The sequence below is a fragment of the Chitinophaga varians genome (genome assembly GCF_014529945.1).
Lineage (GTDB): Bacteria > Bacteroidota > Bacteroidia > Chitinophagales > Chitinophagaceae > Chitinophaga > Chitinophaga varians.
Window position 1 is genome coordinate 407,097 of sequence record NZ_JACVFB010000005.1, and the last position, 13,911, is coordinate 421,007.

Consider the following 13,911-nt stretch of genomic DNA (forward strand, 5'->3'; position numbering starts at 1 on the left):
CAACTGATAAAATATGGTTATCGAAATCAAAGTCCCTACGGTAGGAGAATCTATTAGCGAGGTAACAATTGCAAAGTGGTTGAAAAAAGACGGAGATTATGTGCAGCAGGACGAAGTGTTGTGTGAAATGGAATCAGAGAAGGCCACCTTTGAACTGAATGCAGAAAAAGCAGGTATCCTGAAAATTGCAGCACAGGAAGGAGCCACGCTGAAGATTGGTGATGTGGCTTGTACCATTGATACCGCTGCGGCAGCGCCTGCACAGGACGCAGCACCAGCACCGGCCGCACCGGTTGCCGCCGCCGCTCCGGCAGCAGCAGCTGAAGCGCCTGCAGCACCGGCAGTCAACAAAGGGGTCATTGAGATGAAAGTGCCTACAGTAGGTGAGTCTATCAGCGAAGTAACCCTGGTAAAGTGGACTAAAAAGGAAGGCGACTATGTGGAAAGAGATGAAGTGCTGTGTGAACTGGAATCAGAGAAAGCTACTTTTGAACTGAACGCAGAAGAAGCCGGTGTACTGAGCCTCGTAGCCAAAGAAGGTGATACTTTAAAAATAGGCGATGTAGCCTGCAAAATAGATACCGGCGCACCGCGTCCGGCAGGTAAAGCCGCGCCAGCTGCTGCGCCGGCCGCTCAGCCAGCAAAAGCTGCCGCGCCACAGGCCCAACAGGCCCCGGTGACCAGCATCCCGAATGATATCCGCACTACGCCGGTAGCGGCCGCAGTGATTGCCGATAAACAAGTAGATCCGGCTACCATCAAAGGTTCCGGCGCTCACGGCAAAATCATGAAAGATGATGTGTATGCTGCCCTGAAGAACCCGGGCGTAGCCATCGGCCAGGAAATGTTCTCCCGCAACGAACGTCGCGAGAAAATGAGCAACCTGCGTAAAACCGTTTCCCGCCGCCTGGTAGAAGCTAAAAACACCACCGCTATGCTCACTACCTTCAACGAGGTAGACATGACCAACATCATGGCGCTGCGTGCTAAATACAAAGACATTTTCAAAAAACAGCATGAGGTGAACCTGGGCTTTATGAGCTTCTTCACCAAAGCCTGCTGCTTCGCATTACAGGAATTCCCTTCCGTAAATGCCTATATCGATGGCGAAGAGCTGGTATACCACGATTACTGTGATGTTTCCATCGCAGTATCTGCCCCTAAAGGCCTGGTAGTACCGGTGATCCGTAACGCAGAAAGCCTGGACATGGCCGGTATCGAAAAAGCAGTGTTGGAACTGGCTACCAAAGCCCGTGAAAACAAGCTGACGATTCCTGAAATGACCGGTGGTACTTTCACCATCACCAACGGTGGCGTATTCGGTTCCCTGATGAGCACGCCGATCATCAACATCCCGCAATCTGCGATCCTGGGCATGCACAAAATCCAGGACCGTCCGATGGCTGTTAATGGTCAGGTAGTGATCCGCCCCATGATGTACATCGCGCTGAGCTACGACCACCGTATCATCGACGGCCGTGAGTCTGTAAGCTTCCTCGTCAGAGTGAAAGAAATGCTGGAAAATCCTGAGCAACTGCTGTTCGGTAAAGATCCGCTGAAAGCGCTGCTGAAACTCTAATAACAGCTTTAAAAAATATAGCGGGGCGAAGAGCAATCTTCGCCCCGTTTTTTTAGGATACCTTTGTATATGACCCGTTGGGAGAATTATGTAGCATCCGCTACCAAAATTATCGGCGCCTATCAGGGCAGCCTGCCATTGCATCATTTCCTGAAAGCTTTTTTCAAGGAACACCCTTATATGGGCAGCCGCGACCGGCGCTGGATTTCGCAGTTGGTATATCACTACTACCGCCTCGGCGACTGGGGCCGGGAATTGCCCACAGCAGAGCGTTTGACGGCAGGCACTTTTCTGTGCGAACATACCTCCACCGATCTGCTTAAAGCATTGAAACCTGAATGGGATGAACAGATTACCCTGCCGGTGGCAGAGAAAGCTGCCTTGTTGAAACTACCGGTAACGGCTACACGTATTTTCCCGTTGCTGGATGAATTGTCCCCCGCGATGGATGCAGAAGCTTTCGGACTATCGTTTCTGCAACAGCCACGGTTGTTTATCCGTGTGCGGAACGGCAGGCTGGACAAGGTATTGAAGCTGTTGAAGGAAGCTGCTGTGCCATACGAAGTAGCTGAAAACAATGCCACCGTGGCCCTGCCCAATGGTACTAAAGTAGAGACACTGTTGACCGAAAAAAGCTGGTACGAAGTACAGGATGCTTCCAGTCAACAGACCGGTACCTTATTCCACCCCGCGCCTAACCAGCGCTGGTGGGACTGCTGCGCCGCCAGCGGTGGTAAGTCCATCCTGCTGAAAGACCAGCAGCCCAATGTACAATTGCTTGTCAGTGATGTACGGCGGTCTATCCTCGAAAACCTGCAGCAACGTTTTACGGCCGCCGGTATCAAAAATTACGAAGCACGTGTTGCTGACCTTACCGCCGAGCGTTTTCCTGAAACGATGGGGCAGCAACGGTTTGACGGGATCATCCTCGATGCGCCCTGCAGCGGTTCCGGTACCTGGGGCCGTACACCGGAAAGCGTCAGTTTCTTCAAACGGGAAGAGATCGGCAAATATCAGCAGTTACAAAAACGTATAGCCCATAACGTTATACCCTTCCTGAAAAAGGGCGGTTCACTGATTTACATTACCTGTTCCGTGTTCCGGCAGGAGAATGAAGATGTGGTGAAATATATTGAAGAAAATAGCGAGCTGCGGCAGCAGGAAGGAGGCGTTATTGCCGGATATGGCAAGGGCGCGGATACCATGTTTGCCGTAAGATTTTCGTAATCAATCATTTGTATTTTTGACAATAGAAATTTTGTTAAATATTTTGACAATAGATTTTTTGTCATTTAATTTGACAAAAAATCCATTGTCATGAAAAACCTCATTGGTATCCCCGCCCGACTCGATAACTTTTATCAGCGTCAACGCGAAGTAGATCTCGTTGACCGCTCATTATCGAACGGGAATAATATTCAGATAGCCGCACCCCGCAGGGTGGGCAAAACTTCGATTCTTTGTTATCTACTGGATAACAGCGTTTCTGGTCGACATTATGTATACATTGATACGGAGAGTGTAACCGAGTCGTATCAATTTTATAAAAAGATGCTAGAGGCGATTGTGAGATCGCCGGTTATATCGAAAACCGTGAAACTTGCTGCCGGGTTAAAGGACAAAAGCGGCCGTTTTTTCAATAAAATCAAAAGCATCTCTATCCTCAATAATTCCGTGGAGTTTAATAACGATATGGCTCCAAGGGACTATCATGCGGAGTTTTACCATTTTTTGCTGGCTTATGCCGAAGCAGAGGAGACGCCACTGGTATTGCTGATAGATGAATTTCCGCAAACCATCCAGAATATTGGTAATACAGATCCTGCTACAGCTGTTGTTTTCCTGCAACAGAACAGGGAAATCAGGCTAGATCCGGTGGTTTCACAAAAAGTCCGTTTCGTATATACAGGGTCAATAGGCCTGAACCAGACCGTAGCTGCATTGAATGCTACTGCTACTATTAACGACCTGGCTTCGCTGGAGGTAAAGCCGCTTACTGAGGAAGAAGCGCTGGACTTATTTCATTTGTTGTTGCGCCAGGAACAGAGAACAGCTGATAATAGTGGGAACGCCGCTTTTAAGGAGATGGTACGGTGGTTTATTCCATTTCACATTCAGCTGGTGGTACAGGAGGCTCTGCTAATTAGCCAACCTGGAACGGTCATTACCCGGCAAAAAATTGTTTCCGCAATAAAAGAGGTGTTAAGCCTGAAACATAAAAATCACTTTGCACATTATCATACCCGGTTGAAAATGCACTTCAAAAATGGGGCTTTTCTTTATGCAGAAGAGTTTTTGAAACAACTAGCCACAAGAAAACGATTAGATAAAACTGCAGCCGCAGCATTGGCAACCACTTGCAGGGTAACTGATTATCGCCTGGTCATCGAAAACCTCATATATGATGGTTACATTGAGTTTGATGATGACTCACAAAACTATCTTTTTAATTCCCCCATTCTTATGCGATGGTGGGAGCTCCATATATGTTAGCTTATGAGCATCTTCTTATATAATCCTGACAAAAAGGACAAACCTGCGTTTTTGGACGAATTTGTTATCCGTACCCGCATATTTGATGATATGTTTCGGGAGATCAGCACGGATAAAATGATTGTACCCGAACAGCATTACATGATCGTGGGTCCACGAGGGGCAGGGAAAACCAGTATGCTGCTACGGCTGAAATATGCTGTGGAAGATGACCCTGTATTATCCAGACGGGTGATCCCGGTGATGTTTGGAGAAGAGCAGTATAATATTGGAGAGCTGGGGAACTTATGGGAACGTATTGCGGAATATCTTGAAGATTATCATGGTTTCGAAGATATTACGGGAGAAATAAGGAAGCATATTCACCGGGATGATTATGAGGAAGCTACTTTCAGAATATTGATCAAATATCTGGATCAACGACAGCAGGATAGAATCTTGCTGCTGATTGATAACATTGGTCAGCTGTTTGATAAGTTCGACATCAACGAAATCAGGCGTCTACGGGAGGTATTGCAGACATTTCCACACATTAGGCTGGTAGCGGGTTCTCCAACGATACTACACTATGTCGTTGATTACGATCAACCTCTGCATGAGTTTTTTAAAATCATACGATTAAACAGCCTTACTGATGAAGAAGCGACGATACTATTGCGTAAGCTAGGTGTTGTTCATCATGAAGAAGAAAAGATAGAACGGATACTTGCTCAAATGCCGGAACGTGTAGCAACGTTAAATACTTTATCAGGCGGAATTCCCAGAACAGTTGTTTTGTTATTTAAGGTGTTCGTAGACAATGAACATGGTAACGCATTAAGTGATCTGGAAAATATTTTGGATGCTGTAACGCCCTTATATAAACATAGAATGGATGACCTTCCACCGCAGCAACAGAAAATCGTTGATGCTGTAGCATTACATTGGGAACCGATAGAAGTGAAAGACTTGACAAAGGCGATTAGGTTGGAAAGTAAAGTAATATCAGCCCAATTGAGGCAACTGGAGAAAAACCAGGTGATAGAAAAGTACCGGACTAAAACCAAAAACCATCAGTACCAGTTGAAGGAGCGTTTCTTTAATATCTGGTATTTGATGCGTTATGGTCGGAAAATGGACCGGAATAAGGTAATATGGTTGGTGAAGTTTCTGGAGGCATGGTGTGAAAAAGGTGAAATAGAGAGGAGGATTAAAGATTATGTTAGGAAGGCCAAAAGAGGATTGTTGAATGATAATACGTTAGAGATATATGGATTGACTTATTCCTTTTTTGAGAATATCAAGACTGATACAAAATTATTGTTGAAGAACAATATCCCATCCCATCTTTCAAAGAATATAATAGTTAAAGATGAGGATTTGTTGATTGCCTTCGACCAAGAGGTAAGAAAGAAAAATGGAAGAAAAGCCTTTGAGATTGTAAAGAACTTTGATCTGACTAAAGAAAAAAACCGTGATAAAATATTGGCATATTTAATAAAGGCTGACGTGGATTACGTTGTATATTCTGCTAAGCAATGGCTTAAGATCAATGAACGTAATGAGAATGTATCAAGTCTGTTTTTTATTACAGGATTAATATTGGCATCTCATAACATCTTAAAGTACTTATATGAGGCTGACAATGAAGAGCTGTTTGATATGGTGAAAAGTCTTTCAAAACTTCTTAGTTTGAATCATGATAAAATAACGGTCGGGGCCAAAGGCCTCATTCTTGCATTAATTCAATTTTTGCTATGTGCCAATCACTTTGAAATGGTGATAGACTTCTTTGAGAATAATAGTTTTATAAAAGAACGAATGCAGTCTTTGCATCAACTTTCACTATATTATATAGCAATTGTTAATAAAGATGAAAAAAGGATTTATGCTATTTCCGCACAGCTGGAACAGACGGTTGGTTTAGAACGAATGGATAGATTTGTTAAAGAAGTAGAAGAAATCAAGCATATTAAATAAAATTGTATTCATTCCCGCACTAACGCCCACATATTAATATCAAACAATCTTCCTTCCCATTCCATCCATTTTTTGAGCGTGCCTTCCTGCCGGAAGCCGTTCTTCAGCAGCACTCTTTCGGAGGAAATATTGGCGGGCATGACTTCTGCCTCTATGCGACTGAGTTCCAGTTCGCGGAAGCCGTAGCGCACCAGTTCGAGGATGGCTTCGGTCATGTATCCCTGGCCCCAATAGGCGTGTGCGAGGGCGTAAACGATCACGCCGCGGTGCAGTTGTGGAAAACTGTTAAAGCCGATGGTACCGATGAGTTTTGACTGTCCCTGAAGGGTGATACCCCAACGGATACCCAGGTGGTCTTTAAATCGATGATAGAAATAGGAGATGACTCTTTCCGCGTCCAGTTCCGTTTTGAGCGGCATCACGTGGTAGTATTGCGTCACGAGGGGATCGCTGAAAAGTTCCAGCAGATCGGCAGCATGCCAGGGCTGTAGCTCTACAAGGTCCAGGCGGGGAGTGTGCAGTTGGGGAAATATGTTGGGTAACGGATGCATACAATCGGTGGTTATCTCTCTAAAATACAAAAAAAGAGCGGGATGGTTCCCGCTCTTATATGTTTATAGTGTATAAGATTTATTGGTGCAGTGAAATGGGGCCACGCTGGATGATACCACCACCGATCACATCATCGCCTTCATAGAAAACGGCTGATTGTCCAGGTGCGATACCTTTTACGTGCTCAAAGAAGTTGACTTTCACTTTGCCTTCTTCATTGTGCAGGATGCTCAGGGCGCCTGGATCTTTGTAGCGGATTTTAGTGATGGCTTCCATGCCTTCGGGGATAGTTTCATATTTACCCATGTTGAGGCCGCTCACGAACATTTCATTTTTCTGCAGTTCGTCTTCGTTGCCGAGTACGATGGTATTGGTTTCCGGGATGATTTCGGTGACAAATACCGGGCGTCCGAGGGCGATATCAAGACCTTTGCGTTGTCCGATGGTATAGAAGGGGTAACCTTTGTGTTTACCCACGATGGTGCCGTCGGCCAGCACGAAGTTGCCGCCGTTCACTCTTTCTTCCAGTCCTTCTACTTTCCGTTTGAGGAATCCGCGGTAGTCGTTATCGGGCACGAAGCAGATCTCATAGCTTTCTGCTTTTTTAGCCAGTTCGGGATAACCGAAGTCGAAGGCCATCTGCCTGATTTCCGTTTTCCGGTACTTCCCGAGGGGAAGGATGGTACGGGCGAGGACGTCCTGCTGGATGCCCCACAGTACATAGCTCTGATCTTTTGTTTCGTCGATTCCTTTGCTGATAACCATTCGGTCGTTGTCATGACGCCGGATCTGGCCGTAGTGTCCGGTGGCAATAAAATCACAGTCCATGGCATCGGCCCGTTTCATGAGGGCGCGCCATTTGATATGTGTATTGCACAGTACGCACGGATTGGGGGTGCGACCGGCAATATATTCGTCTACGAAGTTATTGATGACAAAGTCCCCGAATTCATCGCGGATATCCAGCACGAAGTGCGGAAATCCGTGATGCACCGCGGCAGCGCGGGCATCATTGAATGAGTCGAGGTTACAGCAGCCGGTTTCCTTTTTACTGGCACCGGCAGAAGCATAATCCCAGGTTTTCATGGTGATACCCACCACTTCATAGCCCTGCTCATGCAACATCAGCGCTGTAACGGTACTATCGATACCGCCGCTCATGGCCACCAGCACTTTACCATGCTTGCTCATTTTTTTAAAGTTTAAGGATGCAAAATTACTGATTTTCCGGGCAACCGCCTATTGATAGAATTAATGCCGCTATTGAGGCTACTTATGAGCTTGATAGCATTTTACCCGGTTTTAGCTAATATTTGTCCACACACTATAATTTGTAACAGCAAGATTATATATTTATTGGATTAAGTATCTATTTAGCCTAATTTAGACCTGATGCTACACATATTGAACAAAGAGTATGTATTAAATCATGCAAATTCCGGCGTTAATGAAAAAACCTTTCATTTTCCGGAGAAGATATTACAGTTTGGTACCGGTGTTTTGTTACGCGGGTTGGTAGATTATCTGGTGGACCAGGGCAACCGCAGCGGCTGCTACGAAGGCCGCATCGTGGTGGTGAAATCCACCGATGGCGATACCAGCGAATTCTCCAGCCAGGATAACCTGTATACCACGCATATCAAAGGTATCGCACAGGGAGAGCTGGTTGACCAGCTCCTGATCAATTCTTCTATTAGCCGGGTTTTGCAATCGAATGCAGATTGGGGAGAAGTGCTGGCAGCCGTAAGGCAACCGGCGATGCAGACGATTATTTCTAACACCACAGAAGTGGGGATACAATATGTACCGGAGAAAATCGGGGACAACGCGCCGGCTTCTTTTCCGGGTAAACTGCTGGCGGTACTGAAAGAGCGGTATGAATACTTCCGTGGCAGCAGCAACACCGGCTTTGTGATCGTTCCTACTGAACTCGTGGTGGACAATGGACGTTTATTGAAGGAAATCGTATTGAAGCTGGCGGCATACAACGAGATGCCGGCCGCTTTTGTGCAATGGATTGAAACGGAAAATCATTTCTGTAACTCGCTGGTAGACAGGATCGTACCGGGTAAGCCCCGCAATCTGGCGGAGCAGGAAGAAAAAGCGGGTTATACCGACAAATTGTGGATAGAAGTGGAGCCTTTCCTGTTGTGGGCCATCGAAGGAGATGCCCACGTACAGTCTGTACTGGGCTTCCATAAAGCAGATGAACGGATGCTGATCACCCCCAGCATCGTGCCTTTCCGGGAACAGAAACTGCGGCTGCTCAATGGCAGCCACACCGCCGCCGTACCGCTGGCCTACCTCTCCGGACTGAACACCGTATATGAATGTATGCAGGACGATTATATGCGTCAGTTCTTCCAGGAAGTGGTCCTTCGGGAGATACTGCCTACCATTGAACAAACCTGTCCACAGGCAGCCAGCTTTGCGCAGGACGTGCTGGACCGTTTTTCGAATCCGTTCATCGCGCATAAACTGATCAGCATCACCTTCCAGGAAAGCTCGAAGATGAATGCCCGCAACGTACGTACACTGACCCGTTACTTCGATCAGTTTAAGACGCTGCCGAAAGGCATGTGCCTTGGCTTTGCCGCGATGCTGTTGTTCCTGAAGCCCACCCGCGTGGAAGATGGCAAATACTTCGGTACACGGAACGAAGAAGAATATCAGATCACGGATGATAACATCGCCATTTTTGCTGCGTACTGGGACGCATATACTTCGCCTCAGCAACTGGCAGAGCAGGTATGTGCCGATGAAAGGCTCTGGGAGTCTAATCTGGCCGCTATTCCACAGTTCACCGAAACAGTGGCAGGCTACCTGAAAACGCTGATGACCAGTGTGAAGGATATTACACAACTCCAGCAACCAAAAAATTAATCATTAGTATATGAAGGGATTTCTGACGGAAGATTTTTTACTGCAAACAGAAACGGCTAAACGATTATATTTTGATTATGCGCAATCGATGCCGGTGATTGACTATCATAATCATCTGCCTCCCGATGAAATTGCACAGAACAAGGTCTTTAAGAATATGACCGATATATGGCTGCGCGGCGATCACTACAAGTGGCGCGCTATGCGGGCCAACGGTGTGGCAGAAACGTATATCACCGGCAGCGCGGACGACTTCACCAAATTCCGTCACTGGGCAGCTACCACGCCATATACCATGCGTAATCCGCTGTACCACTGGTCGCACATGGAGCTGAAAAACCCTTTCGGCATCACCGATCTGCTGAGCGAGGCGACTGCCGAAAAGATATGGGACGCCGGCAATGCGAGACTGCCACAGCTTTCCACCCAACAATTACTGCAACATTTCAGGGTGGAAGTAGTATGTACCACCGATGATCCCACCGATTCACTGGAGCATCATAAAGCGGTGGCCAATAAGCCTTTCGGCACCCGCGTGCTGCCTACCTTCCGGCCGGATAAAGCAATGGCCGTAGATACGCCGGCAGCGTTCAATGCTTTTGTGGATAAACTGGGGGCTGTCACCAATCGTGACATCCGTTCCTATCGTGACCTCGTGGAGGCGCTGCAAGCGCGTCATACCTATTTCCATGAAGCCGGTGGCCGGTTGAGCGACCATGGCATCACCACCTTCAGCTTTGCCCCGTATACACTGCAGGAGCTGGATACTATTTTCCTCAACGCCCGTGGTCATCAGGCGGCTACTCCTTATGAGAGCGAGCAGTTCAAAACCGCTATGCTGCTGCAGATCTGCGAATGGAACCATGAACGGGGCTGGGCGCAGCAATTCCATGCCGGCGCTATCCGGAATAACAATTCCCGGCTGTTACAGCAGTTAGGTGCAGACGCCGGTGTGGACTCCATCGGCGACTGGAGCATGGCCTCGGCCATGAGTGCTTTCTTCGATGCACTGGATAAGAAAAACAAACTGGCCAAGACCGTTATCTATAATCTCAATCCCGCCTGGAATGAAGTATTTGCCACGATGGCCGGTAACTTCCAGGATGGTACGGTGCCCGGCAAGATCCAGTTTGGGTCTGGCTGGTGGTTCCTCGACCAGAAAGACGGGATGGAGAAACAAATCAATACCCTGAGCAATATGGGGCTGCTGAGCCGTTTTGTAGGTATGCTGACAGATTCCCGGAGTTTTCTATCTTTTCCCCGCCATGAATATTTTCGTCGTATTTTGTGCAATCTCATTGGTCGTGATGTGGAAAACGGTGAACTCCCCAACGACATTCCATGGTTAGGGAAAATGGTCCAGGATATTTGTTACCACAACGCAAAAGCATATTTTGATTTTTAGATGAAGTCTGTAAAAGTTATCACTTTCGGAGAACTATTGCTGCGCCTGTCGCCCGACCTGGGCAACCATAGTGCTGCTATTTTTGTTGGTGGCGCAGAAGCCAATGTGGCCGCCGCATTGGGACGCTGGGGCACACCCGTGGCCTATATCAGTAAAGTGCCGGAAAACGGTTTTTCCCGGGAGGTGCTGCGGCAGCTGAACCACAGAGGCATTACGACCGACCGTATGTTGTGGGGCGGTGACCGTATTGGTATTTATTATCTGGCGCAGGGCAGTGACCTGAAACATGCGGAGGTGGTGTATGACCGCAAATATTCTTCTTTTAGTCAGATAATACCGGGAACTGTTAACTGGGACGAGCTGCTGGGCGATGCGGAATGGTTTCACTGGAGCGCTATCAGTCCCGCGTTGAACCCTGATGCGGCCGTTATCTGTAAAGAAGTGCTGGAAGCCGCTACCCGCAAAGGAATGACGATTTCCACCGATCTTAACTACCGCAGCAAACTATGGCAATACGGAAAGCAACCGCATGAAGTGATGCCTGAGCTGGTGGCTTATTGTGATGTAGTGATGGGCAACATCTGGGCAGCCAACACCATGCTGGCTACCACATTGGACGCCGCTGCGCTGGAAGCAGATACCAAAGAAGCATATCTGGAGCAGGCCATGAAGGTAGCAGTAGAGATTACCGCACGGTATCCACGCTGCAAGCGGGTCGCTTTTACTTTCCGTTTCAGCAAAGACGCTACCCATGCACAGTATTATACTTTCTATTATCATAACGGGCAGGCCAGTATTTCAAAAGAATATGAAACACGTGAAGTAGTGGACCGCGTAGGTAGCGGCGACTGTTTTATGGCCGGGCTTATCCATGCCCAGCTGGAAGGAAGGGACGATCAGGGTATCATCTCATATGCCGCCGCCGCCGCTTATTCCAAGTTTTTTGTGAAAGGAGATTTTAACACCACCTCTTACGAGGATATTATAAAATTGATGTAATCTATGGCACCACACCCGGAAACCATTATTGCTGCGTTTGAGCAGAGCGGTATTATCCCCGTATTTTATCATGATGATGCCGATGTTTGCTGCGAAGTGCTGCAAGCTTGTTATGACGGCGGTCTCCGCGTATTTGAATTTACCAGCAGGGGAGCGCAGGCGCAGCAGAATTTCTCCCGGCTGCTGGAGCTGAAGCGGGCTAAGATGCCTGATCTCTACCTGGGTATCGGTACTATCAAAGATGCCGCTGCCGCCGCAGCATATACCCAACTGGGAGCCGATTTCATCGTGTGTCCGATCACAGATCCCGAAACGGGTGCTTACTGCCGTTCACAGCAGATCCTGTGGATACCGGGCTGTATGACGCCTACCGAAATAGCCGTGGCAGAAAAAAATGAAGCCCGGCTGGTGAAACTGTTTCCCGGCAACGTGTTAGGGCCGGCTTATGTAAAAGCCATTAAGCCGCTGTTCCCGAACCTGAAATTTATGCCTACCGGTGGCGTAGAGCCTACCCGCGTGAGTATGAACGCCTGGTTTGATGCCGGTGTTGTTTGCGTAGGGATGGGTAGTAACCTGCTCGCTAAATCCCTGATTGACAGCCGTGACTGGGCATCGCTGAAAGAGAAAATTGTGCAAACGTTTGCATTTCTCGACGACAAGGCGTAAATTAAAGCCAACTTATAAATTTCCAAATCAGCCATAATGAATTCCACAACTTTAGGTAACTATCGCTGGCGTGTGTGCGCACTTCTCTTTGTAGCTACCACGATTAACTATATTGACAGGCAGGTGCTGGGTTTGCTGAAAAGTGACCTCTCCGGTGAATTCAACTGGACGGAGCAGGATTATAGTAACCTGGTCATGATTTTCTCTGCGGCCTATTCCATCGGTTTACTGTTTTTTGGACGATTGGTAGACAAAATGGGGTCCAAAAACGGATACAGCATTTCTATCGTTGTGTGGAGTCTTTCCGCGATGGCGCATTCGCTGGTGCGCTCTACCATGGGTTTTGGCATTGTGCGTTCTGTCCTGGGCGTGAGTGAAGCGGGCAATTTTCCGGCCGCCATCAAAGCTACCGCCGAATGGTTTCCTAAAAAAGAGCGTGCCCTCGCTACCGGTATTTTTAACAGCGGCTCCAATATTGCAGCTGTTGTTGGTCCGGTAATGGTATACTGGCTCGCCCGCAACCATGGCTGGCGCCATGCTTTCTTCTGGACCGGCGCCATTGGCTTCGTCTGGCTGGTATTATGGTGGCTTTATTATGAGATCCCTTCCCGCCAGAAACGGCTGGGCAAAGCAGAATTCGATCATATCCACTCTGACCAGGAAGTAGAAGAAGCGGCACCTCAACCAGTAAAATGGGGAAGACTGCTGGGCATCAGACAGACATGGGCTTTTGTGTTTGGTAAACTGCTCACCGATCCTGTATGGTGGTTCTTCCTTTTCTGGCTGCCGGGATATCTGGAATCCATTTTCCACGTTGACCTGAAAGCCAATCTGGGTCTGCCTATTATCATTATCTACTCTGTGACCAGCTTCGGCAGTATCGGTGGCGGATGGTTATCTTCCCACCTGATCAAAAGCGGCTGGCCTATTTTCAAAGCCCGTAAAGTATCGATGCTGATATTCGCATTGTGCGTGGCGCCGATTGTATTGATCCAGTATATCAACAACCTGTGGATAGCGATTGCATTGATCAGCCTTGCTACTGCGGCGCACCAGGCCTGGTCTGCCACCATCTTCACTACGGCTTCGGACATGTTCCCTAAACGTGCCGTGAGCTCTGTGGTAGGTATCGGCGGGATGGCCGGTTCTATCGGTGGCACGTTGTTCCCCATTGTGATTGGCTCTATGCTGGAGCATTATAAGGTGCTGGGCAATATCGGCATTGGCTATAACATTCTCTTTGTGATGTGTGGCGTGGCTTATCTGCTGGCCTGGACCGTGATGCATTTCTTTGCACCAAAAATGGAACAGGTGAAATTATGATGCCCGGAGTTCCAGGGCTAAAGCCCTGAGCTACGCTGTGCGGATGCTTCTG

Annotated in this window: 11 protein-coding genes; 9 read left to right on the plus strand and 2 right to left on the minus strand. The window is 47.9% G+C overall.

The window, feature by feature from the left end; all coding sequences use genetic code 11:
• The first annotated feature begins 13 nt into the window (after nt 1–13).
• The 4 genes from odhB (at nt 14) to ICL55_RS25150 (ending at nt 6,031) form a co-directional block, all read left to right on the plus strand.
• The gene (gene odhB / locus ICL55_RS25135) at nt 14–1,579 is read left to right on the plus strand and encodes a 2-oxoglutarate dehydrogenase complex dihydrolipoyllysine-residue succinyltransferase (RefSeq protein WP_188102647.1); all 1,566 of its coding nucleotides are present in this window, start codon (nt 14–16) and stop codon (nt 1,577–1,579) included.
• Nucleotides 1,580–1,648: 69 nt separating this feature from the next.
• A complete protein-coding gene (locus tag ICL55_RS25140; protein WP_188102650.1) occupies nt 1,649–2,806 on the plus strand; it encodes an RsmB/NOP family class I SAM-dependent RNA methyltransferase in 1,158 nt (385 codons plus the stop codon).
• Between the two features lie 90 nt (nt 2,807–2,896).
• Nucleotides 2,897–4,072, plus strand: a complete 1,176-nt coding sequence (locus tag ICL55_RS25145) for an ATP-binding protein (RefSeq protein WP_188102652.1) — start codon at nt 2,897–2,899, stop codon at nt 4,070–4,072.
• A 3-nt stretch (nt 4,073–4,075) separates the two neighbouring features.
• Nucleotides 4,076–6,031 (plus strand): ATP-binding protein, encoded by a 1,956-nt coding sequence (locus tag ICL55_RS25150; protein ID WP_188102654.1) that lies wholly within the window; start codon nt 4,076–4,078, stop codon nt 6,029–6,031.
• Nucleotides 6,032–6,039: 8 nt separating this feature from the next.
• Here the strand turns inward: ICL55_RS25150 and ICL55_RS25155 are convergent, their stop codons facing one another.
• Together ICL55_RS25155 and mnmA are read right to left on the minus strand one after the other, a co-directional pair.
• Entirely contained in the window at nt 6,040–6,582 is a 543-nt protein-coding gene (locus ICL55_RS25155) for a GNAT family N-acetyltransferase (protein ID WP_188102657.1), read from the minus strand.
• Nucleotides 6,583–6,661: 79 nt separating this feature from the next.
• Nucleotides 6,662–7,774, minus strand: a complete 1,113-nt coding sequence (gene mnmA / locus ICL55_RS25160) for a tRNA 2-thiouridine(34) synthase MnmA (protein ID WP_188102659.1) — start codon at nt 7,772–7,774, stop codon at nt 6,662–6,664.
• Nucleotides 7,775–7,975: 201 nt separating this feature from the next.
• Between mnmA and ICL55_RS25165 the strand changes: the two genes are divergently transcribed.
• Genes ICL55_RS25165 through ICL55_RS25185 form a run of 5 tightly spaced genes read left to right on the plus strand, consistent with a single transcriptional unit; the run spans nt 7,976 to nt 13,859 of the window.
• Nucleotides 7,976–9,466: a tagaturonate reductase gene (locus tag ICL55_RS25165; protein WP_188102662.1), complete on the plus strand. Its 1,491-nt coding sequence runs from the start codon at nt 7,976–7,978 to the stop codon at nt 9,464–9,466.
• A gap of 10 nt (nt 9,467–9,476) precedes the next feature.
• Nucleotides 9,477–10,871: a glucuronate isomerase gene (gene uxaC, locus ICL55_RS25170; protein ID WP_188102664.1), complete on the plus strand. Its 1,395-nt coding sequence runs from the start codon at nt 9,477–9,479 to the stop codon at nt 10,869–10,871.
• On the plus strand, nt 10,872–11,870 hold the full coding sequence (locus ICL55_RS25175; protein ID WP_188102666.1) for a sugar kinase: 999 nt from the start codon (nt 10,872–10,874) through the stop codon (nt 11,868–11,870).
• A 3-nt stretch (nt 11,871–11,873) separates the two neighbouring features.
• Nucleotides 11,874–12,536 carry a beta/alpha barrel domain-containing protein gene (locus tag ICL55_RS25180; protein WP_188102668.1) on the plus strand — a complete coding sequence of 221 codons (663 nt, stop codon included), beginning with the start codon at nt 11,874–11,876 and terminating at the stop codon, nt 12,534–12,536.
• A gap of 36 nt (nt 12,537–12,572) precedes the next feature.
• Nucleotides 12,573–13,859 carry an MFS transporter gene (locus tag ICL55_RS25185; protein ID WP_188102671.1) on the plus strand — a complete coding sequence of 429 codons (1,287 nt, stop codon included), beginning with the start codon at nt 12,573–12,575 and terminating at the stop codon, nt 13,857–13,859.
• Nucleotides 13,860–13,911: the final 52 nt, after the last annotated feature.